The 23,721-nt window shown below is 52.7% G+C and carries 24 protein-coding genes; 12 read left to right on the forward strand and 12 right to left on the reverse strand.

Annotated elements, in window-relative coordinates; translation table 11 throughout:
• Window positions 1-21 precede the first annotated feature (21 nt).
• Window positions 22-2,133, reverse strand: coding sequence for a TonB-dependent siderophore receptor (locus SPM24T3_RS12460; protein ID WP_009637116.1), 2,112 nt, complete (start codon window positions 2,131-2,133; stop codon window positions 22-24).
• Between the two features lie 258 nt (window positions 2,134-2,391).
• Window positions 2,392-2,796, reverse strand: a complete 405-nt coding sequence (locus SPM24T3_RS12465) for a DUF2000 domain-containing protein (protein WP_009637117.1) — start codon at window positions 2,794-2,796, stop codon at window positions 2,392-2,394.
• A 146-nt stretch (window positions 2,797-2,942) separates the two neighbouring features.
• On the opposite strand from SPM24T3_RS12465, the gene SPM24T3_RS12470 reads away from it, so the two are divergent.
• Entirely contained in the window at window positions 2,943-3,416 is a 474-nt protein-coding gene (locus SPM24T3_RS12470) for an Lrp/AsnC family transcriptional regulator (RefSeq protein WP_009637118.1), read from the forward strand.
• On the opposite strand, the gene SPM24T3_RS12475 is transcribed toward SPM24T3_RS12470, so the two are convergent.
• Complete coding sequence (locus SPM24T3_RS12475) at window positions 3,413-4,219, reverse strand: IclR family transcriptional regulator (RefSeq protein WP_009637119.1); 807 nt, start codon at window positions 4,217-4,219, stop codon at window positions 3,413-3,415. The genes SPM24T3_RS12470 and SPM24T3_RS12475 overlap by 4 nt on opposite strands.
• Before the next feature lie 226 nt (window positions 4,220-4,445).
• Here SPM24T3_RS12475 and SPM24T3_RS12480 point away from each other — a divergent pair, with 226 nt between their 5' ends.
• From SPM24T3_RS12480 to SPM24T3_RS12510, 7 genes are read left to right on the forward strand one after another with little or no spacing between them, the layout of a single operon-like run.
• Window positions 4,446-5,525 carry an ABC transporter ATP-binding protein gene (locus tag SPM24T3_RS12480; protein ID WP_009637120.1) on the forward strand — a complete coding sequence of 360 codons (1,080 nt, stop codon included), beginning with the start codon at window positions 4,446-4,448 and terminating at the stop codon, window positions 5,523-5,525.
• Window positions 5,525-6,415 carry an ABC transporter permease gene (locus SPM24T3_RS12485; RefSeq protein WP_009637121.1) on the forward strand — a complete coding sequence of 297 codons (891 nt, stop codon included), beginning with the start codon at window positions 5,525-5,527 and terminating at the stop codon, window positions 6,413-6,415. Before SPM24T3_RS12480 ends, SPM24T3_RS12485 begins: the two co-directional genes overlap by 1 nt.
• Window positions 6,415-7,212, forward strand: a complete 798-nt coding sequence (locus tag SPM24T3_RS12490; protein WP_202799592.1) for an ABC transporter permease — start codon at window positions 6,415-6,417, stop codon at window positions 7,210-7,212. Before SPM24T3_RS12485 ends, SPM24T3_RS12490 begins: the two co-directional genes overlap by 1 nt.
• A complete protein-coding gene (locus SPM24T3_RS12495) occupies window positions 7,209-7,535 on the forward strand; it encodes a (2Fe-2S)-binding protein (protein WP_009637123.1) in 327 nt (108 codons plus the stop codon). Before SPM24T3_RS12490 ends, SPM24T3_RS12495 begins: the two co-directional genes overlap by 4 nt.
• A complete protein-coding gene (locus tag SPM24T3_RS12500) occupies window positions 7,528-8,913 on the forward strand; it encodes an NAD(P)/FAD-dependent oxidoreductase (protein WP_009637124.1) in 1,386 nt (461 codons plus the stop codon). The genes SPM24T3_RS12495 and SPM24T3_RS12500 overlap by 8 nt, the downstream gene beginning before the upstream one ends.
• Window positions 8,906-10,021: an FAD-binding oxidoreductase gene (locus tag SPM24T3_RS12505; RefSeq protein WP_009637125.1), complete on the forward strand. Its 1,116-nt coding sequence runs from the start codon at window positions 8,906-8,908 to the stop codon at window positions 10,019-10,021. The genes SPM24T3_RS12500 and SPM24T3_RS12505 overlap by 8 nt, the downstream gene beginning before the upstream one ends.
• A gap of 57 nt (window positions 10,022-10,078) precedes the next feature.
• Window positions 10,079-11,137 (forward strand): ABC transporter substrate-binding protein, encoded by a 1,059-nt coding sequence (locus SPM24T3_RS12510; RefSeq protein ID WP_009637126.1) that lies wholly within the window; start codon window positions 10,079-10,081, stop codon window positions 11,135-11,137.
• Window positions 11,138-11,180: 43 nt separating this feature from the next.
• On the opposite strand, the gene SPM24T3_RS12515 is transcribed toward SPM24T3_RS12510, so the two are convergent.
• From SPM24T3_RS12515 to SPM24T3_RS12530, 4 genes are all read right to left on the reverse strand, one after another.
• Window positions 11,181-12,284, reverse strand: a complete 1,104-nt coding sequence (locus SPM24T3_RS12515) for an amidohydrolase (protein WP_009637127.1) — start codon at window positions 12,282-12,284, stop codon at window positions 11,181-11,183.
• Between the two features lie 52 nt (window positions 12,285-12,336).
• Complete coding sequence (locus tag SPM24T3_RS12520; protein ID WP_009637128.1) at window positions 12,337-12,804, reverse strand: YjiG family protein; 468 nt, start codon at window positions 12,802-12,804, stop codon at window positions 12,337-12,339.
• Window positions 12,797-13,480 (reverse strand): nucleoside recognition domain-containing protein, encoded by a 684-nt coding sequence (locus tag SPM24T3_RS12525; RefSeq protein WP_009637129.1) that lies wholly within the window; start codon window positions 13,478-13,480, stop codon window positions 12,797-12,799. Before SPM24T3_RS12525 ends, SPM24T3_RS12520 begins: the two co-directional genes overlap by 8 nt.
• Window positions 13,481-13,853: 373 nt before the next feature.
• The gene (locus SPM24T3_RS12530) at window positions 13,854-14,993 is read right to left on the reverse strand and encodes a M20 family metallopeptidase (protein ID WP_009637130.1); all 1,140 of its coding nucleotides are present in this window, start codon (window positions 14,991-14,993) and stop codon (window positions 13,854-13,856) included.
• A gap of 125 nt (window positions 14,994-15,118) precedes the next feature.
• On the opposite strand from SPM24T3_RS12530, the gene SPM24T3_RS12535 reads away from it, so the two are divergent.
• The gene (locus tag SPM24T3_RS12535; RefSeq protein WP_009637131.1) at window positions 15,119-16,030 is read left to right on the forward strand and encodes a LysR family transcriptional regulator; all 912 of its coding nucleotides are present in this window, start codon (window positions 15,119-15,121) and stop codon (window positions 16,028-16,030) included.
• A 14-nt stretch (window positions 16,031-16,044) separates the two neighbouring features.
• On the opposite strand, the gene SPM24T3_RS12540 is transcribed toward SPM24T3_RS12535, so the two are convergent.
• The 3 genes from SPM24T3_RS12540 to SPM24T3_RS12550 all read right to left on the reverse strand — a co-directional run bounded on the left by SPM24T3_RS12540 (window position 16,045) and on the right by SPM24T3_RS12550 (window position 18,162).
• Window positions 16,045-17,304 (reverse strand): PTS ascorbate transporter subunit IIC, encoded by a 1,260-nt coding sequence (locus tag SPM24T3_RS12540; protein ID WP_009637132.1) that lies wholly within the window; start codon window positions 17,302-17,304, stop codon window positions 16,045-16,047.
• A gap of 128 nt (window positions 17,305-17,432) precedes the next feature.
• Complete coding sequence (locus tag SPM24T3_RS12545; protein ID WP_009637133.1) at window positions 17,433-17,699, reverse strand: PTS sugar transporter subunit IIB; 267 nt, start codon at window positions 17,697-17,699, stop codon at window positions 17,433-17,435.
• Window positions 17,700-17,718: 19 nt separating this feature from the next.
• Window positions 17,719-18,162 (reverse strand): PTS sugar transporter subunit IIA, encoded by a 444-nt coding sequence (locus SPM24T3_RS12550; protein WP_009637134.1) that lies wholly within the window; start codon window positions 18,160-18,162, stop codon window positions 17,719-17,721.
• A gap of 215 nt (window positions 18,163-18,377) precedes the next feature.
• Between SPM24T3_RS12550 and SPM24T3_RS12555 the strand changes: the two genes are divergently transcribed.
• Window positions 18,378-19,403 carry a LacI family DNA-binding transcriptional regulator gene (locus SPM24T3_RS12555; RefSeq protein ID WP_009637135.1) on the forward strand — a complete coding sequence of 342 codons (1,026 nt, stop codon included), beginning with the start codon at window positions 18,378-18,380 and terminating at the stop codon, window positions 19,401-19,403.
• Here the strand turns inward: SPM24T3_RS12555 and SPM24T3_RS12560 are convergent.
• On the reverse strand, window positions 19,377-20,300 hold the full coding sequence (locus tag SPM24T3_RS12560; protein ID WP_009637136.1) for a LysR family transcriptional regulator: 924 nt from the start codon (window positions 20,298-20,300) through the stop codon (window positions 19,377-19,379). The two genes, SPM24T3_RS12555 and SPM24T3_RS12560, sit on opposite strands and share 27 nt — an antisense overlap.
• A 213-nt stretch (window positions 20,301-20,513) precedes the next feature.
• Between SPM24T3_RS12560 and SPM24T3_RS12565 the strand changes: the two genes are divergently transcribed.
• Window positions 20,514-21,218, forward strand: a complete 705-nt coding sequence (locus SPM24T3_RS12565; RefSeq protein WP_009637137.1) for an SDR family NAD(P)-dependent oxidoreductase — start codon at window positions 20,514-20,516, stop codon at window positions 21,216-21,218.
• A gap of 163 nt (window positions 21,219-21,381) precedes the next feature.
• Here the strand turns inward: SPM24T3_RS12565 and yghU are convergent, their stop codons facing one another.
• A complete protein-coding gene (gene yghU / locus SPM24T3_RS12570; protein ID WP_009637138.1) occupies window positions 21,382-22,215 on the reverse strand; it encodes a glutathione-dependent disulfide-bond oxidoreductase in 834 nt (277 codons plus the stop codon).
• Between the two features lie 426 nt (window positions 22,216-22,641).
• Here yghU and SPM24T3_RS12575 point away from each other — a divergent pair, with 426 nt between their 5' ends.
• Window positions 22,642-23,628 (forward strand): autoinducer 2 ABC transporter substrate-binding protein, encoded by a 987-nt coding sequence (locus SPM24T3_RS12575; protein ID WP_009637139.1) that lies wholly within the window; start codon window positions 22,642-22,644, stop codon window positions 23,626-23,628.
• The last annotated feature ends 93 nt before the right edge of the window (window positions 23,629-23,721 follow it).

Genomic DNA, 23,721 nt, shown 5'->3' on the forward strand with positions numbered 1-23,721 from the left:
CAAGCCTCGAATTCCGGGTAATTAGAAATCAACCTGCATGGAAAGCTGCGCCATGCGAGGATCGCCCAACGAAGCGCTGGCGTAACCACTGCCGGTATAACCGTTCAATCCGCCCGGAACAATATTGGTCCAGTAATGACGATTGGTCAGATTGGTCACGTCCAGACGGAAAGTCGTGGCGGTGCCGAGCAAAGTGGTGCGGTAAGCAGTGCCGAGGTCAAAAGTCGCATAGCTGCCGACCCAGGTCGAATTGGCGTTATCCGTTGAACGACGGCCCACATAGTGACCTGCAGCATTGATAGACAACCCCTGCACCTGCGGCAAATCATAAACCACCAGCAAATCACTGGTCACGCGAGGAAGACCAACGACCTGCTTGCCGTCGGTGCTATCCGAGCCGGTATCGTGCAACAGCGGGTCGAGCCAGGTGATGCCACCAAAAACGTGCAGGTTCGAAGTCAAATCGCCGTCGGCCAACAGTTCAAGGCCCCGATTGCGCTGCTTGCCGGCAATACCATAATCGCCGTTGGTCAAGGTGTAAGCATACGGGCGCTGGATTTGGAACACGTCTGCCGTCAGCAGCAATTTATCATTGACTGCCAGCTTGCCGCCCACCTCGACCTGCTTGCTGCGATAAGGAGACAGAATAGCCCCGGCATTATTACTGCCGCTTGGTGCAACATCGCCCTGTTGCAGGCTGTCGGCATAGGTGGAATAGAGTGTCAGGTTTTCAACCGGCTTATACATCAGGCTGGCAGAACCGCTGAGGCCGTGGTTATCAGACTTGCTGCTGCGAGTACCGGTTTTCGCGTAATTGTTGGCGGTCAGGAAGCTTTCGCTACCGGCCAGCAGCAGACTCCACTGCGGGCTAAAGGTTAAGGTATCGCCCAACAGGAATGACTGCTGAGTGCTGGTCGCCGAATGATAGCGGTCAGTAAAGTCAGGGTAATCCGGCTCTTTGAATTGCAATGGATCGTCAAGATTCGCCGAGCCAAGCGTGGTGGTTGCGCCGCCAATCGGGTTGAAGTTTTTCCAGACAAAACCGCGCATCCCCATCGACAGATCGTGCGAAATCCAGCCAGTATCAACGCGACCGGTCAGGTTCGCCATATAACTGTTGATGGTGAAACGACTGGCGGTAGCGCTGGCAACGGTAGAGGTATAATCCCCTTTATTGTCTGTCAGCGTATTGGTTACCGCCGTGGACTGACGATCCGCCACCTGATGCAGGAAGCCGAATTCGCCGAGCCAGTTGCCGTCGAAGTCGTACTTGAAATGCACGCTTTCGGTAGAAGTCTTGTCATCGTCACCGGCGTAATACTGCCCAAAGCGACCGTTGGTCGGATTGAGCGCGCTCGGAAACGAGGTGCCTTTCGCCAGTGCAAATTTACCCGGCAGGCCTTTCTGATAAAAATGGTAATAGCTGAAATTGGTCTGCATGGTCAGCTTGTCGGTTAGCTGGAAATCCAGCCCCAGACTGGCCAACTGACGGCGGCGGGTGCTGCCGCTGGCGTAACCACGACCGTCGTCATCGAGCAGGTTCAGACGATATTTAACCCGGTCTCCGCTGTCCAGCGGCCCGCTAAGATCGGTGGAAATCTGTGGCCCTGTACCGGTGCCGCCGCCAACGGTAATGCTACGCTGTGGCGTATCGGTAGGACGCCTGGAGACAAAGTTGAAGATCCCCGCCGGGTTGGCCGGGCCGTAAAGCGATCCTGCCAGTCCGTTCAACACTTCAATCGACGAAAATTGCTCGGCAGGATAATCAGTAGTAGAGACCACGTTCAGGCCATCGATCATCGAATTCTGCACCACACTGCCCTGCATACCTCGGGACTGAGGGCGCGCGCCGTCGCCCTGAACAGAAGGCAGGTAGCGATAAAGATCCGTCACGCTTTGCAACTGCTGACGTTTAATCAGCGATTCCGGCAACACTTCAATTGAATAAGGGGTATTGGCAATGTCACGCTTGCCCAGACTGCCTAAAGTGGCCTGTTTATCGGGTGAGGCCGGTTCTGATTGCGTGGTCGCTCCAGGCGCCGTGGCATTAACAACTACGGTATCGTCGGCACGAGCGTGCGCCGACAGAATTAAAAAAGACGCTGCGCAGGTAAATAAATTTTTATTTAACATTTATATTTTTATAAGTAACAAGATCCCCACCGCACATGCAAATGTTGCGGTTATGTTGCTGAGATGCCTCAATAAACCGGGGGATAATTAAACAGTAAAATAATGCTATCATCGATATATACTGGTGTACATAACGAAAAACTTATAATTTATTTACGTTTCTGCCTTTCAAATAGTTAATTTAGGTAATTAATCATATTATTATTTGCGCAGCGTATTTTAATATTTCCTCCTGATATTTGGCGTGATGTTTTATAACTATCTTAATAGTTTCAGCGAACCGGTTAACGACTTGACCCACTTTTCCGGCCCCGCCAGTCCTAAGCCGTCCAACGTTTCCAGTGACAGATTACGCGCAGGAAAAGCCTGACGATAATCTTCAAAACTGTGCATCGCTCGCGCAAATGCAGGAAAAGGTACGATAGCGACCTCACCGCCAGCCTGCATGGCTTTATGCAAAATGGCCTGAATCTGCTCTGCCGTGGCCTGCAAGATTGGCACCGGTAATTTTGAGCTGACATCGACGGCTTTTCCTTCTATATCAGCCAGTTGTTCACCCGCCAGCATCGGGAATTTAGCCGCCAGACCAATCGCCACCGCGCTGCTGGTATTTGCCAGCAGGCCCACGGGAAGTTCTGGATTTACAATCACTGCAATGCGCATCGTCTCTGACACAATAGATTCCTTTTTCAGGTGGTTAAAAGTTAGAAAATCATAAACCTATCCCACGGAAAAGTGCTTCCTAATAATCTTCAAAATGCGCTAAATTTGGTAACCTCTACCGAATAGATACTAATAATAGGAACTTTATGCCCACTAGACTGTTTAGTCTGTCCGATATCAAACTCTTGAAACAGCTGCAGATCTCAGGGCGCATCACCAATCAGGAATTGGCAGAGAAAGTCGGCATGGCAACCTCCCCCTGCTGGCGGCGAGTAAAACAGCTCGAGGAGAGTGGCGTAATTGCGGGCTATCAGGCTGTATTGGACCGTCGAAAGCTTGGCCTCGGCATCCTGGCCTTTATCAGAGTAAAAATAGACAGCCACAGCGAGGAAGAGGCCCAGCATTTTGAGCGTCAGGTCGAGGCGCTGGAGCCGGTAATTGCCTGTTATGCCGTTGCAGGCGATGCAGATTTTCTGTTGCAGGTAGTGGCCAGGGATCTTGACAGTTTCTCGACCTTTGCCATGTCTACCCTACGCCGCCTGCCCGGAATCAAAGAGATGCAAACCACGCTGGTATTGCGTGAAGTCAAACCGCTGACCGCGCTGCCGGTGGGGTATTAACCATTTCTTAATCCCTGAGAGGGGCGTTGCAGCGTCGGGTCAAAAGGATTGATATTACGGCCAATAATTTCGGCTTCTTTTTGCAGCAGGCTGACAACCACCGGTAAACGCTCCGGATTCAAACGTTCGGCCAGTGTACCGACACTGAGCGCGGCTACCGCGCGGCCCTCGCCATCGATGATAGGCACCGCCACGCCCGCCATCCCCTGCAAAACGCCAGTGCTGCGGGCGCAATAACCCTGAGTGCGGATGTGTTCGATCTCGGTACGCAGATAAACCTCATCGTAAACGTTATAGTCTTTCAGACGCGGCAGATTGTACTGCAACACGTCTTCACGCTCCTCCGGCGGCAGAAATGCCAGAATCGTCAATGCCCCCTGCCCAACCCCCAACGCCACTCGCCCACCGATATCTCCGGTAAAAGTGCGGATAGGATAAGGGCCTTCGTTGCGATCCAGGCACACCGCGTCATAACCATCGCGCACCAGTAAAAAAAGTGCATCGTTAAGCCTCGCGCCGAGTCGCAGCAACACTGGGCGGCATAGCGTGCGCAGCCCGTTAACGTTGCCTGCCTTGGCTGCCAGAGTGAAAAATGCGATCCCCAGTCGATAACGCTTGCTGCTCTCGTCCTGTTCGACCATACCCTCTTGCACCAGCGATTGAATCAGCCGATGCGTGGTGGCGGGCGTCAGGCCCACGGCGCGGGCAAGATGCGTGACGCGCCCTCCCTCCTGCTGGCAATCGGCCAATGCGCGGATCACCTGAAAGAGGCGAGAAGCACTGCCTGCCGATGTATCGTTCATGAAATTTCCTCTTCAAGTGCAAACGCTCACCATTACTGCGCACAACTTTTATTCGACATTACCTCGCACTGTCACCTATTCAAATAGCTGAACACATTATTTTGTATTTATTTCACTGAATGGAATTAATTTAAAAAACATTCCTTTAAATGGAATGAATTCGTTAACTGGCATGAAGACTGCTTTTTGTTTTGAACAACTCATCAGTGAATGGAGAGCGCGCATCATGTCTTTTCTGACCTTGCACAACGTAAGCAAGTTTTATGGTGAACGACAGGTCGTCAACAACGTCAGTTTGTCGATCAAACAAGGAGAGTTTGTTTCCCTGCTGGGGCCTTCGGGCTGTGGCAAAACCACGACCCTGCAAATGATTGCCGGCTTTGTGGATGTCACCCATGGTGCTATCAGCCTCGACGGCAAAGATATTACCCGCGCCGCCTCCAACACGCGCGGTCTGGGGATCGTCTTTCAAACTTACGCACTATTTCCCCACATGACGGTGCTGGAAAATATCTGTTTCGGCCTGCAAATGCGCAAACTGCCCAAACAGCAGCAGCAGCAAAAAGCCGAACGAATGGTTGAGCTGGTGCATCTCAAAGGTTTTGAACATCGCTACCCGCGCCAGCTTTCGGGCGGCCAGCGTCAGCGTGTTGCACTCGCGCGCGCGTTGGTGATTGAGCCGCCGGTACTGTTGCTGGATGAACCGCTGTCCAATCTAGATGCCAAGCTGCGCGAAGAGATGCAGTTTGAACTGCGACGCATTCAGCGCACGGTCGGCACTACGACCTTGATGGTGACTCACGATCAGAATGAAGCGATGTCGGTCAGCGATCGCGTGGTGGTCATGGAACAGGGGCACATCGTGCAGGTCGATAATCCTTATACCCTTTACGAGCAGCCGCGCAGCGAATTTGTCTCGTCATTTGTCGGCAAAACCAATCTCATTCCCGCACACGTGTTGAGCGACGGAGAATCTCCTCGCCTGCAATTACCGCAGCAGCAGGAACTGACTCTGTCGCGCCCGGTGCAGTTCCGCGCAGGCGTAGACGTGATTTTTAGCCTGCGTCCGGAAAAGATTCAGATGGTGCCAAACGGCAGCGGTCGGCTCGACGCGATGCTAAAAGAGCGCTTTTTCATGGGCAGCTACTGGCTTTATCAAGTGGAAACTACATGGGGTGAAATCCAGGTCATGACCCCGAATGACGTCGCGCCGACGTTGAATATCGGCGATAGAGTCGGCCTTGACTGGGCAGACGATGCCTCGCGCCTGCTGCCTGCGGTGCCGGGTGAAAGGGAGATTGCCTGATGGATATGAGCCTGCACGCCGGAAAGTCACCGGCCCCCTTGCTGCCATTAAGGCCGTGGTTCCTGTCTGCACCCGGTATCCTGCTGTTTCTCGTGATGCTGATAGCACCGCTGGCGATGACGTTAGTGCTGGCGTTCAATGTCAACAATCCGGATCTTGGCGCGCAGGCCGGGACTTTTACTTTCGATAATTTTACCACCATCCTTAGCGACCCTTGGTATTACGGCATTTTTTGGCGCACCTTGTGGATTTGTCTGGTGGTTACAGGGATTTGCCTGCTAGTTGGCGTGCCGCAGGCGCTGATCCTTAGCCGGATGAAAAGCCCGTGGCGCTCTATTTTACTGGTGGTGGTTCTCGCGCCGCTGCTGGTGTCGGTGGTCGTGCGATCGTTTGGCTGGAGCCTGTTGCTCAATGACAATGGCCTGATTAATCAATCTCTTGCCGCACTGGGGATTGGCCAGGTGCATATCATGTACACCTCGGCGGCAGTGATTATCGCGCTGGTACACGTCATGCTGCCGTTTATGATTATCCCCGTCTGGACCTCGCTGCAAAAAATCGATCCCAGCCTTGCCAATGCCGCGCTGTCGATGGGAGCTTCACGTTTCACCACTCTGCGCCGCATAATTTTGCCGCAGCTCACGCCGGGGATTTTATCCGGCAGTCTTATCGTATTTGGCCTCGGCGCCAGCTCGTTTGTTATTCCGGGCATTCTCGGCGGACGGCGTCTGAAAATGGTCGCCACGCTGGTTTATGACCAGTATCTGAGCGAGCTGAACTGGCCGCTGGGTGCGGCGATCGCACTGATTTTACTGCTTGCCAATCTGCTCATCATGCTGTCGTACAACCGCCTGCTGGAACAGCGCTATAAAAAGCGCCTGGAGGAATAATGATGCCGAAAAATGGACCGTTGGCGCTGGCTTTTAATGCTTTGGTGGTGGCTTTCATGCTGGCTCCGCTGGTGATCATCTGCATTATGGCTTTTACGCCCTATCCGACGTTAACGCTGCCGACCACACATTTTTCTCTCCGCTGGTTCCGCACGCTGTTTAGCCACGACGAGTTTATTCACTCCTTTTACATCAGCATTATTCTCGCCATTGCTTCGGCAACTCTCGCCTGCGTAGTGGCGGTGCCGGCCGCGCTGGCGATTGCACGTTATGAATTTCGCGGTCGCGGGCTGTTGAGTAGCCTGCTGCTTTCGCCGCTGCTGGTGCCGCATCTGGTGCTCGGCGTGGCGCTGATGCGTATGTTTACCCTGCTCGGTGGCAACGGCAATTTTGGTTGGCTGCTGCTGGCACATACCATGGTGATTACCCCCTACGTGCTGCGCCTGGTCCTGTCGGCACTGGCCGGTTTCGACCGCACGGCCGAACAGGCGGCGATATCCTTAGGGGCAAGCCGTGCAACCGTATTTTGGCGCATTACCTTGCCGATGATCCTGCCGGGAATAAGCGGCGGCTGGATGCTGGCGTTTATCAACAGTTTTGATGAGGTCACAATGTCGATTTTCGTGACCTCACCCGCCACCGTAACCCTGCCGGTGCAGATGTATATGTACACCACCGAATCCATCGACCCGATGATGGCCGCCGTCTCGGCGCTGATGATTGCCATTACCGCCGTCGCCATGCTGGTACTGGATCGCTTCTACGGACTGGATCGAATTTTGGTAGGTCGCGGATGAACAATAATCTGAATGCTCCTGCTGGACAGTTACAGCGCGTTAAAGAGTTTAACCGCCAAGCGCTGACTTTCACCCTGGACGGCATCACGCTGGCGGCTTGCGAAGGCGATACGCTGCTCACCGCGATTCTGACCCAACGTCACCGACTGCGCGATAACGAATTTAGCGGTCAGCCGCACGCCGGATTTTGCCTGATGGGAGCCTGTCAGGATTGCTGGATCTGGCGCGAAGACGGCACCCGCCTGCGCAGTTGCTCAACGCTGCTTGAGGCTGGTATGCGGTTAAGAACACGGCCTGCGCTTGAGGGCATCGACCATGAATAACGCGTTTCCCCCGGTGGTGATAGGAGCCGGTCCTGCGGGCGTTCGTGCGGCGCAAACGCTGGTCGAGCACGGCCTGCATCCAATAGTTATCGACGAATCACCTCGCGCGGGCGGGCAAATTTATCGCCAGCAGCCGCCTCATTTTCAGCGTACGCCGCGCCAAATTTATGGCTTCGATGCCCGCGCGGCGCAGGCAGTCCACCAAACTTTTGAACAACTTACTGGCCAGATAGACTATCGCCCGTCTGAACTGGCATGGGGAGCCGACGAACAGGCGCTGGATCTGTGGAATGCGCACAGCCAAAAGTTTAGCCGCGTGCCGTGGCGGCAGGTGATCATTGCCACGGGCGCTACCGACCGGATCCTGCCGTTTCCCGGCTGGACCTTGCCGGGCGTCTACTCACTCGGCGGCGCACAGGTGGCGCTGAAATATCAGGGTTGTTCGATTGGCCGCAAGGTGGTGTTGGCAGGCAGCGGCCCACTGCTTTACCTGCTGGCCTGGCAGTACAGGAAAGCCGGTGTCGATGTACGCGCAGTGCTCGACTACGCCGATTCTGCCCAAAAGATGGCCGCACTGCCGGCACTGAGTAAAGCACCTAAAGTACTGATGAAAGGACTGTATTTTATCGCCTGGTTGCGCAGTCAGGGCGTTGCTCTGCATTCCGGCGCACGTATCCTCTCCGCGACCGGCGAAACTCAGGTCAGCGGCCTGCGTTGGCAATCTAAAAATCATCCGCAACGAATTGAGCAAATTGACTGCGACGCAGTGGCCTTTGGCTATGGCCTGCGATCAGAAACCCAACTGGCCGACCTGTTCGGCTGTGAATTTGACTATTCCACTCGCCAGCGCGCGTGGCTGCCGCGCCAGCAGCAAGGAGCCAGCAGCAAAAAAGGCGTTTATCTGGCGGGTGACGGCGCGGGCATTCTCGGCGCCGCCGCCGCTGAACTTAGCGGAGAACGAGCGGCGCTTCGTCTGCTACAACAGGCTGATATCCCGATTAATAATCGTAGACTGAGTGCAATCAACCAGCGTCTGGATCGCTTCAATCATTTTGCTCGCGGGCTGGATAACGCTTTTCCTTTTCCCGATGATTGGGCGTCCAGCGCACCGGACGACACGATTATTTGCCGCTGTGAGCAGGTGAGCGCCGGAGAAATACGCCGCACTATCGCCGAAACCGGCTGTCGCGAAATAAACCAGCTCAAGGCGTTTTGCCGCAGCGGCATGGGTCGCTGTCAGGGTCGGATGTGCGGCATTGCGACTGCAGAACTGCTTGCCTCCACCAGCGGTCAATCTACCGAGCAGTCTGGCCGCCTGCGCGCACAAATTCCGATCAAACCAATCCCAGTGTTTACTGCGGAGAAAGAGCATGATTAACCCTCAATCTGCGGACGTTGTCATTATTGGCGGCGGTATTGTTGGCTGTTCGGCGGCGCTGTCGTTGAGCCGTCGTGGATTGCGGGTCATTTTGCTGGAAAGAGACACCTGCGGCAGTCGCTCCAGCGGAGTCAATTTTGGCGGCGTGCGTCGCCAGGGGCGCACCATCGAGCAGCTTCCTCTGGCGGTGCGCGCGAAAAGAATTTGGGACACCTTGCCCGACTATATCGGCATCGACGGGGAATATATTCAAAGCGGTCACCTCAAGTTGGCCCGATCACAGCAGGAGTTTGCCGAACTGGAAAGTTACCGTGAACGCACGCGCGACTTTGGCCTCGATTTGCAATTGATTGGACCCATGACGCTGCGCCAGCGCTTTTCGTGGCTGGCCAGCAATGTCACCGGCGGCTCTTACTGCCCGCAAGACGGACAGGCTAATCCACGACTGGTATCACCGGCCTTCGCCGCAGCGGCACGTAGAGCCGGAACTTTGATTTTTGAACGTTTCACCGTTAGCGGCATCGAGAAGCTGTCTGAAGAATTCCATGTCAGTGGCGCGGACGGGAGCCGGTTTACCGCGCCTAACCTGCTAAATTGCGCCGGGGCCTGGAGCAAGGATCTCGCCGCACAGTTTGGTGATGAAGTGCCGCTCACTCAAGGTTATCCGGCAATGGCGGTCACCGAGCCGCTACCGTTTTTTATCCCTTATAGCCTGGGTGTATGCGGCAGCGAGGTGTATTGCCGCCAAGTTCAGCGCGGCAACGTGGTGATGGGCGGCGGACGCGGCATTGGCCTAACCGATTCTACCAGTCGTTCCACCGCCGAGATGCTGCAAACGCTGATGGCTCGCATCGTCCGGCTGATCCCCTCGATGCGCAATGTGCAGATTATCCGTACCTGGAGCGGCGTCGAAGCCTATACGCCAGACAAACAGCCAATCCTATGTGCCAGCCCGACAACCGCCGGACTGTTTCACGGCTTTGGCTTATCCGGCGCTGGTTTTGAGATAGGCCCGGCAGTGGGAGAAGTTCTGGCCGACCTGGTCATTGATGGCCGTACCGAGACGCCGATCCATACTTTTGATTTACAGCGATTTACCCTGTCGTAGGCCGCTGGTCTGCAGGTTTAGCATCTTGAAAATTTCCCCACTACTCAGGAGTCAACGATGAAAACTGTTTCTGGTTCGCGAATTTCCTTCATGGCGTTTAGTCTGGCAGCGGTACTGATGTCGTCTTCTCTGGCGGCTCAGGCAGAAACTACGCTTTATGTTGGCATGAACGGTGGCACCATGCAGCAAACCTATACCGATTACGTATTCCCGCCATTCGAGAAGGCCAATAACGTTAAAGTGGTGGTCGTTCCGGGAACCTCATCCGATATTCTTGCCAAGGCGATCGCCAGCAAAGAACGTCCGCAGATGCACCTGATGTTCCTTGACGATGGGGTAATGTATCGCGCTATCAGCATGAATTTATGTGAGAAACAGCAACCGTCACCCGCGAGTGCACAGCTGTATCCTCAGGCGCACATTGAAGGCGATATGGCGACCGGGATCAGCATGGGGCTAACCGGATTGGGCTATAACACCAAAATATTTGCCGAGAATAAATGGCCGGCACCCACCTCGTGGAACGATCTTGCCGATCCTAAATACAAAGGCAAAGTGGTATTCCAGTCGCTGCCGTCTTCAACTTTTGGCCTGCACGGTTTCCTGATGATTAACCGCCTGCACGGCGGTACCGAGAGCAATGTCGAGCCGGGATTCAAGGCGTGGCCAAGCACCGTCGGACCCAACGTGAAGGTGTACATCGCCAACTCGGCCACGCTTGCAGAAATGATCCAGACCAGTCAGGCAGCGATTTTTCCCTTCACCCCAACACTCGCCGCGGCGCTGAAAAGTCAGGGTCTGCCGGTAGCCTACGCCTCGCCGAAAGAAGGCGGCGTGCTGCTGATGTCAGCGCAGTGTGTGCTTGCCAACAACAGCTCGCCGGAATTGGCGCAAAAACTGGCGGCCTGGGTTATCTCGCCTGAAGCGCAGAAACTGGCGCTGGATCACGCCGCCTACAGCCCGACGAATACTCAGGTTACGGAAAGTGGCGCTGCCGGAGAACAGTTAAAACAGATGCAGTCTTACGTTAAAAACGCCGTGGTGCTGGACTGGAAAACCATTAATCAAAATCGTCCTAAATGGAATACCCAGTGGAACCGCAGCGTCGAGCAATAAGATAATCACCTTTTCCAACTCAGGCAGGGGCGTGAATCGCCCCTTAACCCAGCACTCTTTTCACGCAGCCTTTAAATACTCTTACGCCAATTTCTAGCGCCTCAAGGTCAAAGCGCATCTCAGGATGATGTAGCCCCGGCGTCAGATTGGCACCCAAACCCCAGAAACCCGTTTTCACCTGCGGACACTGACGCGGATAGTGGAAGAAATCTTCACTGCCCGGCGTGAATTTCGGCTCGGTCAGACCTTCAGGTCCTAACACTTCGACAATCGACTCGGCAATGATTGCTGTTATCTCATCGTTAACGATAGCCGCAGGCATCTCCTTCATCACTCTACTCTCAGCGCTGGCACCCAATGCCGCCACGCTGTGTTCAATAGCTTTTAACACCTTGGCTTTAAGCTCATCCATCGGCTCGTTGTACTGCGAACGCAGATCCCAACAAACGGTCGCGATATCAGGCACCGAGTTGGTCACGCCTGCATCGCAAAGGAAACGCGTAGCCTTGACGCTCCAGGTCAGGTTCGGCGCAAGATGAATCGTATTGACCGCCTGTACGGCAGCCACGGCGGCGTCCAGCGCATTAATACCAAGATGCGGGCGCGCCGCATGCGAAGGCAAACCGGTAATCGTAGCCTCGACGGTCGCGCAGGCCGAATACAGCATCGCCGGAACCGCCTGCCCCATAGGGCATTCTTCCAGTGGACGAACGTGAAAACCCAGCAGCATATCGACGTCGTCCAGCGCGCCGCCTTCTACCATCGCCAACGCCCCCGTTCCCAGCTCTTCGGCAGGCTGGAACAGAATTTTAAGACGGCCTTTTTTGACTATCCCTTCCTTTATCACTTCCTGAGCAGTGGCCAGCACCACAGAAGAATGACCGTCGTGACCGCAGGTGTGACGCGCGACCAGCTGACCATCGATAATATGACCGAGCGCATCCATATCAGCGCGCAACGCCATCACCGGGCCAGGTTGGCCGCTGTCCAGCTCGGCAATAATGCCGGTGGTGCCGTTAACATTTCGGGTGACTTTAAAACCTGCCGCTTCCAGTGCCTCGGCGATATAGGCCGAAGTTTTGAACTCCACGAAGCCCAGTTCGGGGATCTGATGCAAATGCTGATAGTGAGCTAATGTTTTTGACACGAAATCGTCTCCTGTAAAACTTCACAGTTACTGTTTAGGCCGAAATGCGTTATCAGGAGATAATCCGCATAACAATCATGGCGATAATAGAGTTAAAGATGCTGGTCAGCATTAACAGCGGCCAATATTTTTTTGGCACATCGGCAACGCCCAACAGGCGGCCCATGTATTGCAACTGCGACCCCATCAAGAAGATTGCAGGAGCCAAAATAGTGATTTGCGCTGGGTCCAGCGTGCCTTTGGTCAACAGGCTGATCGCCACACCAGTACCAGCCGATGATGACAGCCAGGCGGTCAGCAACACGGTTACCGCCTCTCCCGGCAGCCCCAGCAAGCCCATTAATGGTGCAAAAACGTGACCAATCAGGTTCATTACGCCCAAGAGGTTCAGGATCTCGGAAATGACGTAAGCCATGACCACGTTCGGCATCAGGTTATTAATTGCGATATTGAAACCTTTGCGCGCACCAATAACGAAAATATCAAACGGATTATTATTAACTTTGGCTACATTACTCATTCTCAAAATCCTTCTTATAAACAGTACTCAACATAAAGCGAACAAACACGGCACCGACAAATTTCAAAACAAACATCAACAACAGCGGGATAATCACCGGCAGCGTTAATGAAGCAAACATTGCGGACCCAATCGAAAAATAGTTATTAATAAGTCCCGCGCCGGAATACTGCCAGGCTCCCATGATCACCACGTCTTTGCGGGTGATGCGTTTGCTGTCGTACAGCTCTTTACTCAGCGCTGCGCCCGCGTCGGTACTTTGCAGGTCAGTAATCAACGCCAGTCCGGTATGCCCCGGAATGCCGAGGATCGGTTTTAGCAATGGAGTCAGTAACTTGTGCGCCGCACGAATAGCGCCGTAATGGGTGAAAATTTCCAGCAGGCCCAGTGCCAGCATCACCGTTGGCACCAATGACAGCGCGAACAGGAAGCCGGCTTTAGCTGAGAGTCCGCCTGCGCCGACGAAAGTATCGGTAGCCGGATTTTTCATTGTGCCAAACGAGCCACCTAGGGTAGTAAAGTCAAAAGCACCCAGCCAGGCCTTGCCGTCAACTTTCAAAAACGCGCCCGAGAACATCAGGATTACGGCGATCAGCGCGATGTAAGCGCCCTTACCCACCTTCCACTCTTCGGCCTCTGCCGCCGGTTTATCTTCAGATAGTCGTGTGTCTGTCATGCTACTTCCCTTCTTCAAAGTAATATCAAAAAATCAATTAATCTGGTGTGTTAATGGCTTTGCGAATAATTAACCTTTCATCTGCCGGTATTTTTTTTCACTTAATTAAGAGAAGGCAGGATCCGTGCCAATATCAGTTAAATAACTAAATAAACTAAAAGATCGATTATTAGATGACTAAAGAGAAATAAATAAGAAAATAACACTTAAGAATGCAATAAAATAAAAACAGAAAAACCGCCCCTAATTAAATAAGGACGGTAATAAAAAGCCTAATAGCCATATTAGTGATTACACATCTCAACGCACCACCTCAGGATAATATGCACCAAAATAAGGCCCTGCTTTGGAGAGCAATTTAGGCGTTATTTGATCATCCTTGCGGCCCGTCTTCGCCGAGAATAATTTCGGCAATCAACGCAGCGCGTAAAGGGATGTCGGCAATAATAATATGTTCATGACGGGCATGAATCCCCAGGCCGGTAGCCCCTAAACCATCAAGAGTGGCAATGCCGAGTGCCGAAGTAAAATTGCCGTCACTGCCGCCGCCCACTGATTTACCCTTGAGATCAATGCCCAGACGTTTTACTGCCTGCTGCGCCTGTTTGAACAACGCCAGATTTTGCGGTGTCTGTTCCATCGGCGGGCGCGTCATGCCACCAGTGACTTCAACTTTCGCGCCAGCAAGGTGTGGCACACAGGCTTTGATTGCCGCCTCTACGCGCAGCCCTTCAGCCAGATTGGTTACCCGCAAGTCGACGCCGAGCTGGGCATGGTCGGCAACAACGTTTAACTTGCCCCCGCCTTTTGCGACACCGATGTTAATGGTGGTACCGATTTCAGGTGCGCCCAGACTTTGCAAATAGAGAATTTGGTGCGCCATCTCCAGCACCGCACTAATCCCTTCTTCGGGGTTATTCCCGGCATGGGCCGCGCGACCGGTGATGTGAACCTCAAAACGCCCGGACCCTTTGCGAGCTATCTTAGCCTCATAGGTTTCCGCCACTGCCGGTTCAGCGACTAACACGCGGGAAGAACCGCTGGCCTGCTGCTCAATCCATTGACGAGAGCTTGGACTACTCAACTCTTCATCAGATGGACAAATAAATCGAATACTGTGAGCCGCCAAACCGCCGGTTTGCTGAAGTGCGCGCACTGCCCAGATTGACTGAACCAGCCCGGCTTTCATGTCCAGCACGCCCGGCCCGTAAAGCTTGCCGTCTTTTTCGATCATCGGAATTTCGTCAATGTCCCACACGGTGTCGAAGTGCCCGAGAATGCTGGTTAGCAGCGGTCCGTTACCGACGTTGAACGACAGATGATTGCCAAGTATCTCCTGATGGCAAACCTCTGCCGCAACGCCGAGGCGCTCGGCGACAATACTTTGCAAGACTTCGCCACAGAGATCGGTTGCCTCTTTATTTAACGAAGGGGACTGTGCCTGCACTAGACGTTTAATATCGCCAAGGATCAGCGCGGCGTTCTGTTGCAGGTAATCATATGCAGATGACATAAAGGTTCCTGGTGTTGGCGACGGTTTATTAGTCTATTTCGATTATCACCAACCTAACGGGCTAGTTAAATGTCCATTCAATAACTATATTGTTGACCTATGGGCAACACTCGCGAGCGCAAAAAATGAGCCAGCTGTTTCACGAAAAACAAATCAGCTATTTGTATGAAGTCGGCATTCAGGGCGGTATTCGTCGAGCCGCAGATATTCTGGGGATTAACGCCTCAGTGATCAGTCGCCAAATTTCCCTGCTGGAACGCAATTTGCAACTGCCTCTGCTCGAGCGTAAAGGCCGTACCGTGGTGTTGACTGAGGCCGGAAAATTGCTGGCCGATGATTTCTTTGAAAGCCGTGAACGGCGCACGCGGCTAGAGCGCCATTTAAAAGATCTGCGCTATATGAAAGGCGGTGCGATCACTATTCGCGTTGGCGCGGGTCTGGTCGATACTTTTGTCGAAAACGTGCTGAAGACTTTTGCCGCCTCTTATCCCAACGTGTTTGTCGAGATTGTGGCGGGCAATATGCAGGAAACGCTTGCGTCTATTGTGCAGGGCGAGGCAGATATGGCGCTGGCGTTTGGGCCAATTGGCAACCCAGAACTGAAACGTCATAGCTTCCCGTGGGGGCCGATTTGCGCGGTGGTCAATCCGCAACATCCGGTCGCAAAATTAAAAACGGTGACTATCGAGGAACTGAGCAAGCATCGGTTGATCTCGCTGAGTGAAACGTTTGGTTTACAGCGACATATGAACGCAATGTTCCAGAGTCAGGGCTATTTGTTTACCCCGGCTTACCGCTGCAACCTGTTTTCAACCGCCATGAGCCTGAGCATTTCGGGCATGGGAATTTCATTTATGAGCGCCCAGGCGGCGGGCGAACGCATCGAACATAACATTCTGGTCGCAGTACCTATCGACCATCCAATAGCCAGCGAGGCGCAGTGCCACCTGCTGCGTAATTCCGACCGGCGGTTTACTCCAGCGGCGCATCATCTGTGGCAACTGCTGCTGAATTTTTTTCAGCAAAAGGGGGAATGAATCCCCCTATTCACTTAGTGAAACGCGCTCATCAACTTGCCGAGAATGATGCCCACAACCCCAAAGTCGGCATCGCCAAAGGTGGTTGAATTCGACAGGCCGCCGAGCACCGAGAGCAGAATCGCGGGCAGAAAGGAGATAATCAGGCCATTGACGAAAGCGCCGACAATAGCCCCGCGACGCCCGCCGGTTGCATTACCGTAAACTCCCGCGGTTGCGCCGCAGAAAAAATGCGGCACCAAGCCGGGAACAATAATGCTCAGCCCCAACATCGGGAAGAAGAACATACAAATCAGACCCGCGCAGAAGCTACTCAGGAAACCGATAATCACCGCGTTCGGCGCAAACGGGAATACCGTCGGGCAGTCGAGAGCGGGCTTGGCGTCTTTTACGACTTTATCGGCAATGCCTTTAAACGCCGGTACGATCTCGGCAATAACCATACGCACACCGGCCAAAATGATGTATACGCCCGCAGCGAAGGTAATCGCCTGAATAATCGCAAAGATAATATAGTTCTGCCCACCGCTAACCTGAGTTTCGGTAAACTCTTTGCCAGCGACCAACACCAGCACAATGAACAGAATTGTCATGGTCAGCGCAATGGCTATCGATGAGTCATGAAGGAATTTCAGATGCTTGGGCACCTTAAACTCTTCAGTAGAGCGACTGCCCTTGCCAATAAGTTTACCGACCAGCGCCGCGCACAGATAACCCGTTGATCCGAAATGGCCTAGCGCAAAATCGTCGCTGCCGGTAATTTTACGGGTGAACGGCTGCAGAATGGCTGGCGATATCACCATCAGCGCACCGAGGATCAGCGCGCCAGTCAGTACCAGCGGGAAACCGCTCATACCACCGGTCGCTAAAATAACCGCCAGCATCGCCGCCATATAAAGCGTGTGGTGCCCGGTCAGGAAGATGTATTTCAGCGGCGTGAGTCGCGCAAATAGAATATTGAACAGCATGCCCAATATCATAATCATCGCGGTTGAGGTGCCGAAGTTTTTCTGTGCAATCGCCGACACTACGTCGTTATTTGGCACTATGCCTTGAATATTAAACGAGTGAACAAATAACTCACTGAAGCTGGTTAGCGTGGTGGCAATAACCCCTGCACCGGCAATTAAAATCAGGAACCCCATAATCGTTTTCAGGGTGCCTGAAATAGTATCGGAGAAAGATTTCTTCTGTAATAACAGGCCAATTAATGAAAACAGGCCGACAAGAATAGCAGGTGTCCCTAGAACATCATTAATAATAAAACTGAGCATAAAAGACTCCAAATAATCGGTAATATTATGCCGCTGAATTTCTTTTTTCTAAGCCCGGCTTTCAGACACAGGGTCATAGCGGCGGCCGGATGGCAGCCTGAGAGTTCAGTGATTTATCGTTATAAAAGTTATAAATTATTGCTTAGGATTTCTTTTATTTTTGCATTATCCAGTAAATTATTCAGACCAAACACCGTGCGTTTTCCGTCGTCGAGGCTGGCTATAATTTCATTTGAGCCGATATAAATATCCGCGGCTTCAGACTTGGCCGAGCTTAAATCTGTGTGGCTAACTTCAGCCTCTTTTCCCAGTTCTTTAATGATTTTCTTGACGTTCATTTCAACAATAAAGCTACTGCCCAAACCATTACCGCAAACAATCAGGATCTTTTTCATTTTGTTCTCACACCGTCGATTAGTATTTTTGGATTAGTGCATTCAGTGCCGGATAGGTATCGGCCTTAATTAATGCCTGGAAGTCATCTTCATCACTGAACAGCTCTGCCAGATGTGAAATCATCTCCAGATGTTCCTCGCCGTTGATGGCGCACAGCATCACCACGACATACACCGGATCGTTTTCCTCCGATTCGAAATGCACGCCTTGTTTGACATACAGCAATGATAGCCCGGGGGTAATCCCCCCCTCTTCCGGTCTGGCATGCGGCATCGCCAGCCCCGGCGCGATCACGTAGTAAGGACCCAGCTTCTCGTGCGAAGCGAAAATGGCCTCGACGTAGCAGGGAGAAATGGCTCCGGCGGCCAATAAAGGCGCGGCGGATAGCCGGACAGCATCACGCCATCCAGCGGTCTGTTCCACGATTTTGACCCGGTCTGCTGTTAGCCATTTGGCGAGCATGGGAACCTCACTGATTAAACGTTTTCAGGAGTATATGTGATGCATCCGATTGTTTTCTGTGATGGGAATCGCAAAAGCTGTTAGCGCTAACACGCAATTCGATAACACAATGTTAACGCTAACAATTATAAAGTCTATCGACTATAATTGCCGACAGGCGTAAAAAAGGTCCAGGCGATCGCGGCACTATTGCGCATCAGACGACAGGGGAAAAAATGAAGGCAAAACAACGGCGAAACTCAGGGAAGAGTACTCTGGCCGACGTCGCAAGAATGACCGGCGTCAGTACGATGACCGTTTCGCGCGTGCTTAGAGAGCCGGAAAAAGTGTCGCCGCAGGTGAGAGAAAAAATTGAGGCGGCGATCAGCGAACTCGGTTACGTGCCTAATCTGGCCGCCAGTAATCTGGCCTCGTCAACCTCACGTCTGGTTACTTTGGTGGTGCCTTCCACCAGCACGCCCGGTTGTTCGCAGTTTTCCGAAGCGCTGCATCAGGTATTGAAACCTAAAGGCTACAATATGATCCTCGCGGAGGATCATTTTACCGCCGCCGATGAGTCAAGGCTGGTTGAAATGATGCTGTCTTATAACCCTGCCGCGATGGTGATGTATCAGTTCGATAGCAGCGAGGAGAGCAATAATCTGTTGCTAAAGTCGACTATTCCGGTGGTTCAGGTCGGCGGCACTATCGCCACCCCGCTTGGCATCAATATCGGCACTAATTTTGGTTTGGCAATCAAGCAGCTGATTAATGCGCTGGCATTGAAAGGCTTTCACAACATTGCTCTGCTGTGCGCCGCCCACGAACATCATATGGTGCAACAAATTCTTAGCGGCTGGCACTCTGCCATGCTGTCTCTAAACCAGTCACCGCATCGAGTGGTTAGCACTTCCTTACCGCCAACGGTTCAAACCGGCCAGCAATTGCTGCCCGAAATTTTGCTGAACTGGCCCGAGCTTGACCTGCTGATTTGTACGTCGGACGAGCTGGCCAGCGGAGCCATCGCCGCCTGCCACAAAAAGGGCATTTCAGTACCGGCACAGCTGGCGATCGCCGGTCTGGGCGACGGCGATATCGCGCAAGTTTGCTCACCGGCACTGACTACCGTGGCGATCCCTTACAAGCAGATGGGCACGCTGACCGGCAAACTGATCCTCCAGGCCATTCAGGGAGAAGAGGTGGAAGAGAACAGCACATTGCCGACCCAGCTTATGCTACGTGGTAGCACTGCCGTTCACTAATGTTGCGTGCACCAACTGGCGTAACCAACGATGTGCCGAATCGACCTCAGAACGCGGATGCCACATCTGAGACACAGTAATACTTTGCGTTTTAACCGGTAACTCAAAGGCGTAGAAGCTGGCTGCTGTTCCCTCTTCCGACAGATAATTCAGAAAAGACGCCGGCACCAGAGCGACCAGGTCAGACCCTCTTGCCACCGCCAGCGCGGAATGAAAGCTCGATACCACGGCGGCAATATTGCGCTGCAACCCCAGCTCTGCCAGCGCTTCATCCACGGGTCCGCTGGCTTTACCACTGCGCGTCGCGACAACGTGATCGCAGGCAGCATAATCTTGGGCGGTAATTTCCCGACGATTTTCGAGAGTGTGCCCTTTACGCACGACACCGATAAAACGATCCCTGAACAGTGCCTGCAAGCGGATTTCCGGCCCCATTTCCCCCAAGACGCCAATTTCGAGATCGACCAAACCTTCGCGCAAAGGCCGGTCGCTCTTCTCCGGCTTGGGCGCAAAACGCAGCCGCACGCGCGGTGCCGCCTTGACCGCAGCCGCAATCAGCGCCGCGCCGAAAGCCTCAACGAAACCGTCATTGGCTCGCAGGGTAAAAGTGCGGTCCAGCGTGGTTAAATCCAGCTCGGCCTTCGACGGGCTTAGAACCGCTCGCGCCTCGGCCAAAACATGATGCGTGCGCTCGCGGATCTCCTCGGCGTAAGGCGTCAACACCATATTTCGCCCTGCTCGTACCAGCAAAGGATCGCCGGTTGCCTCGCGCAAACGCCCCAGCGTTCGACTCATCGCCGAGGCACTTAATCCCAGACGGCGAGCCGCGCCTGCTACACTTCTTTCTGCCAACAGCGGGGCGAGAGCAATCAGTAAATTCAGATCGGGTTCAGTCATGGGCCTGCCTTTTCAAGTGAGAAATCACTTTGCCAGAAAGCGGATTTTGGTCTCTTTGCGCCTGAGCCATACTAATGCCCTCGCCGAAAACTTGAAAGGCGCTCTATGCAGCTTATCAATGCAAATGCTGCGTCTTCCGCCTTATCTGAGACAGGCGTAAAGTTTCTCAACCGGCAGCAATCCTGCTTAAGTAACCCTCCAGAGGAAATAGAGATGACAACAGATTCTGTACAGAAAACCGTTTTGCTTATCGGCGCCTCGCGCGGTCTCGGCTTCGCAATGGCGGAAGAATATCTCAAGCATGGCGCGAAAGTGATCGCCACCGGGCGAGCTTTATCAACAGATAAGCTGTTGCAACTGCAGAAAGTCTGGCCGCAGCAGCTTGAGGTTGAGACCGCCGATATCACGGTGCCGCAAGACGTCGATGCGCTGCATGAAAGGTTAGGAAACCGCCAGATTGACCTGCTGTTCGTCAACGCCGGGGTTAAAAATGCCGACGGAGAAACGATTGCCGATGTTTCGACAGAGGAATTTATTCGCGTGATGGTGACCAACGCACTCAGCCCGCTGCGAGTGATTGAGAAATTTGAAGATTTGGTGCCGCCGACGGGTTCAATTGGCATTATGTCATCGGGTCAGGGCAGTCTGACCAATAATACCAACGGCAATTATGAAGTTTATCGCGGCAGTAAAGCGGCGCTGAATATGTTTATGCGCAGCTTCGCCGCCCGCCATAGTGAAGACCCGCGTACCTTGCTGCTGATGGCACCGGGTTGGGTGCAAACCGATATGGGAGGGCCACAGGCGCGCCTGACCATTGATGAAAGTATTCCAAATCTAGTGAAAACTATCGAGACCTATTCAGGCGTTCCGGGACTACATTATCTGGATTATCAGGGGAAAGTCGTGCCTTGGTAAATCCGGCGCTGCTTTGTTTAATCGAGGGTCTGAGAAGGTATCTGTAAAGCAGAGTGTAAAATGAAAATAAAATGCCTCCTCAGACTTTGTATGCGCAGTTCAAAACTCTTTCGCAGTTCAAGGTCCGAGGAAGCATTCATTCACGCGGTGATTAAATTAAGACTTAGAGACCCAGCGCCGTAAAATCCGCTGCATCATGGCGTTCAGCCAGTTGTTTCTCCCCCCAGGTGCGGTTGACGATACGTCCACGCGCGACTGCTGGTCGAGCTTCAATCTCATTGGTCCAGCGAAGCAGGTTAGTGTAAGACTTGGCATCGATAAACTCTGCCGCCTCGTAAAGCAGGCCATTAACCAAAGCGCCGTACCACGGCCAGATAGCAATATCGGCGATTGTGTATTCGTCACCGGCGATAAAGCGGTGCTCGGCCAGCTGCTTGTCGAGCAGGTCCAGATGGCGCTTGGCTTCCATGGTGAAGCGGTTAATGGCGTATTCGATTTTTTCCGGCGCATAGTGATAAAAATGACCAAAACCGCCGCCGACGTATGGCGCAGAACCTTGCAACCAGAACAACCAGTTCAGGGCTTCGGTGCGCTTGGCGCGATCTTTTGGCAGGAAGAAACCAAACTTATCGGCCAAATAAAGCAGGATTGCGCCGGATTCAAACACTCGCACCGGTTCGTCGCCGGAAACGTCAAGCAGCGCGGGGATCTTGGAGTTTGGATTAACATCGACAAATCCTGAGGAGAACTGATCGCCCTCGTTGATGCGGATCAGATGCGCGTCATACTCCGCCCCTGTCACACCCAGCGCCAGCAGTTCTTCCAGCAAAATAGTCACTTTCTGGCCGTTGGGCGTGCCCAGGGAATAGAGCTGCAATGGATGTTTGCCGACGGGCAGTGTTTTCTCGTGAGTCGCGCCAGCCACGGGGCGGTTAAGCTTGCCCCATGCGCCGCCAAGTTCGTTATTGGTCCAGACTTTAGGTGGTTGATAACTCATAACACTTCCTCTGTATTTGTTAGATTGAAGGCACGGCTTTACCCCAGTGTAGACCAGGCCCGTTGACTGCGGATACTCTGCCCGTGCTGTCGATGGCGCGTGATAGTTCTCACAGTTTACGAATTCATTTTTAAAAGCCGCCATTCTTCACCCAGCAAGAAGCAGCAAAACAAGCTCAATTGTTAAGTAAAAGTTAAATTAATGATCTAAATATCTAATAATTTAACATGATGGCATTGATTTGGTGGATGAGTTAGCGTCATTCGAGATTAAATTTAACCATAAATTAACATTATTTATTATAAATAATAACAATAACGGGCTTTTATCACACATTGTTAACTTTTAAACGATGGGCCAGTTCGACCTTTGTTAATCTCGCTGTGTGGAAAAAATAACCACCCTACACATAACAAAGGTACAGCCATGAAATTTAACCACGCATTAATCAGTGCATGTGTAATTTCAGCATGCATGTTGATCTCAACGCCAAGCTTTGCCGCCAAGCCTTACGATATTGCCGTCGTCGCTAAAGTCACCGGTATTCCATGGTTCACACGTATGGAAGTCGGGGTAAAAGAAGCCGCTACCAAATTAAACGTTAATGCCTATGAAGTCGGCGCTTCTACGCCAGATCCGGCACAACAGGTAAAAGTCATTGAGGATTTGATCGCTAAAAAAGTCGACGCGATTATTGTGGTGCCAAATGATGCCAAAGTATTAGAACCGGTGCTTAAAAAAGCTCGTGAGGCCGGAATTGTGGTATTGACCAATGAATCTCCCGACCAGCGAATTGGCCAATGGGATATTGAAACCATCGACAGCCAGAAATATGCCGAAGCCAATATGGATGCGCTGGCAAAAGCTATGGACAGTAAAGGAGGCTACGCTATTTATGTCGGTTCACTGACTGTGCCATTGCATAATGCCTGGGCCGATACCGCGATTAAATATCAAAAAGAAAAATATCCCGATATGCATGAAGTCACCTCGCGCCTGCCGGTGGCTGAAAGTATTGATAAGTCCTATTCCACTACTCTCGACTTAATGAAAGCCTATCCGGATCTGAAAGGGATTATTGGATTTGGTTCATTAGGCCCAATTGGTGCAGGTCAGGCGATTCAGCAAAAACGCGCCAAGAATAAAGTTGCCGTCGTCGGCATAGCCATGCCAGCGCAGGCCGCGCCGTATCTGGTTCGCGGTGATATCAAAAAAGTGCTGCTGTGGGACCCGAAAGACGCGGGTTTCGCGCTGGTGAGTCTGGCAGATCAAATGCTACAGGGTAAGGCAGTCACCAAGGATCTGACTATTGACGGCCTGGGCAAAGCCGACGTCGATATGGATACCGGCGTGATCCGCTTTAACCGTATTCTTGAAGTTTCGGCAGATAATGCCAAAAGCCTGGGCTTCTAAAATAATAATCGCTTCGGCACGGTTTTTTAAAATTACAGTTAGTTATTTTTAGTAGGTTATTTAATATATCGATGCCTAACCCGCATCGATATA

Source organism: Serratia sp. M24T3 (assembly GCF_000257645.1).
Classification (GTDB): Bacteria; Pseudomonadota; Gammaproteobacteria; order Enterobacterales; family Enterobacteriaceae; genus Rouxiella.

Excerpts from the sequence above, each read along its gene's own strand:
- SPM24T3_RS12460 (WP_009637116.1), bottom strand. The coding sequence starts at position 2,133 with ATGTTAAATAAAAATTTATTTACCTGCGCAGCGTCTTTTTTAATTCTG.
- SPM24T3_RS12465 (WP_009637117.1), bottom strand. The coding sequence starts at position 2,796 with ATGCGCATTGCAGTGATTGTAAATCCAGAACTTCCCGTGGGCCTGCTG.
- SPM24T3_RS12470 (WP_009637118.1), top strand. The coding sequence starts at position 2,943 with ATGCCCACTAGACTGTTTAGTCTGTCCGATATCAAACTCTTGAAACAG.
- SPM24T3_RS12475 (WP_009637119.1), bottom strand. The coding sequence starts at position 4,219 with ATGAACGATACATCGGCAGGCAGTGCTTCTCGCCTCTTTCAGGTGATC.
- SPM24T3_RS12480 (WP_009637120.1), top strand. The coding sequence starts at position 4,446 with ATGTCTTTTCTGACCTTGCACAACGTAAGCAAGTTTTATGGTGAACGA.
- SPM24T3_RS12485 (WP_009637121.1), top strand. The coding sequence starts at position 5,525 with ATGGATATGAGCCTGCACGCCGGAAAGTCACCGGCCCCCTTGCTGCCA.
- SPM24T3_RS12490 (WP_202799592.1), top strand. The coding sequence starts at position 6,415 with ATGATGCCGAAAAATGGACCGTTGGCGCTGGCTTTTAATGCTTTGGTG.
- SPM24T3_RS12495 (WP_009637123.1), top strand. The coding sequence starts at position 7,209 with ATGAACAATAATCTGAATGCTCCTGCTGGACAGTTACAGCGCGTTAAA.
- SPM24T3_RS12500 (WP_009637124.1), top strand. The coding sequence starts at position 7,528 with ATGAATAACGCGTTTCCCCCGGTGGTGATAGGAGCCGGTCCTGCGGGC.
- SPM24T3_RS12505 (WP_009637125.1), top strand. The coding sequence starts at position 8,906 with ATGATTAACCCTCAATCTGCGGACGTTGTCATTATTGGCGGCGGTATT.
- SPM24T3_RS12510 (WP_009637126.1), top strand. The coding sequence starts at position 10,079 with ATGAAAACTGTTTCTGGTTCGCGAATTTCCTTCATGGCGTTTAGTCTG.
- SPM24T3_RS12520 (WP_009637128.1), bottom strand. The coding sequence starts at position 12,804 with ATGAGTAATGTAGCCAAAGTTAATAATAATCCGTTTGATATTTTCGTT.
- SPM24T3_RS12525 (WP_009637129.1), bottom strand. The coding sequence starts at position 13,480 with ATGACAGACACACGACTATCTGAAGATAAACCGGCGGCAGAGGCCGAA.
- SPM24T3_RS12530 (WP_009637130.1), bottom strand. The coding sequence starts at position 14,993 with ATGTCATCTGCATATGATTACCTGCAACAGAACGCCGCGCTGATCCTT.
- SPM24T3_RS12535 (WP_009637131.1), top strand. The coding sequence starts at position 15,119 with ATGAGCCAGCTGTTTCACGAAAAACAAATCAGCTATTTGTATGAAGTC.
- SPM24T3_RS12540 (WP_009637132.1), bottom strand. The coding sequence starts at position 17,304 with ATGCTCAGTTTTATTATTAATGATGTTCTAGGGACACCTGCTATTCTT.
- SPM24T3_RS12545 (WP_009637133.1), bottom strand. The coding sequence starts at position 17,699 with ATGAAAAAGATCCTGATTGTTTGCGGTAATGGTTTGGGCAGTAGCTTT.
- SPM24T3_RS12550 (WP_009637134.1), bottom strand. The coding sequence starts at position 18,162 with ATGCTCGCCAAATGGCTAACAGCAGACCGGGTCAAAATCGTGGAACAG.
- SPM24T3_RS12555 (WP_009637135.1), top strand. The coding sequence starts at position 18,378 with ATGAAGGCAAAACAACGGCGAAACTCAGGGAAGAGTACTCTGGCCGAC.
- SPM24T3_RS12560 (WP_009637136.1), bottom strand. The coding sequence starts at position 20,300 with ATGACTGAACCCGATCTGAATTTACTGATTGCTCTCGCCCCGCTGTTG.
- SPM24T3_RS12565 (WP_009637137.1), top strand. The coding sequence starts at position 20,514 with ATGACAACAGATTCTGTACAGAAAACCGTTTTGCTTATCGGCGCCTCG.
- yghU (WP_009637138.1), bottom strand. The coding sequence starts at position 22,215 with ATGAGTTATCAACCACCTAAAGTCTGGACCAATAACGAACTTGGCGGC.
- SPM24T3_RS12575 (WP_009637139.1), top strand. The coding sequence starts at position 22,642 with ATGAAATTTAACCACGCATTAATCAGTGCATGTGTAATTTCAGCATGC.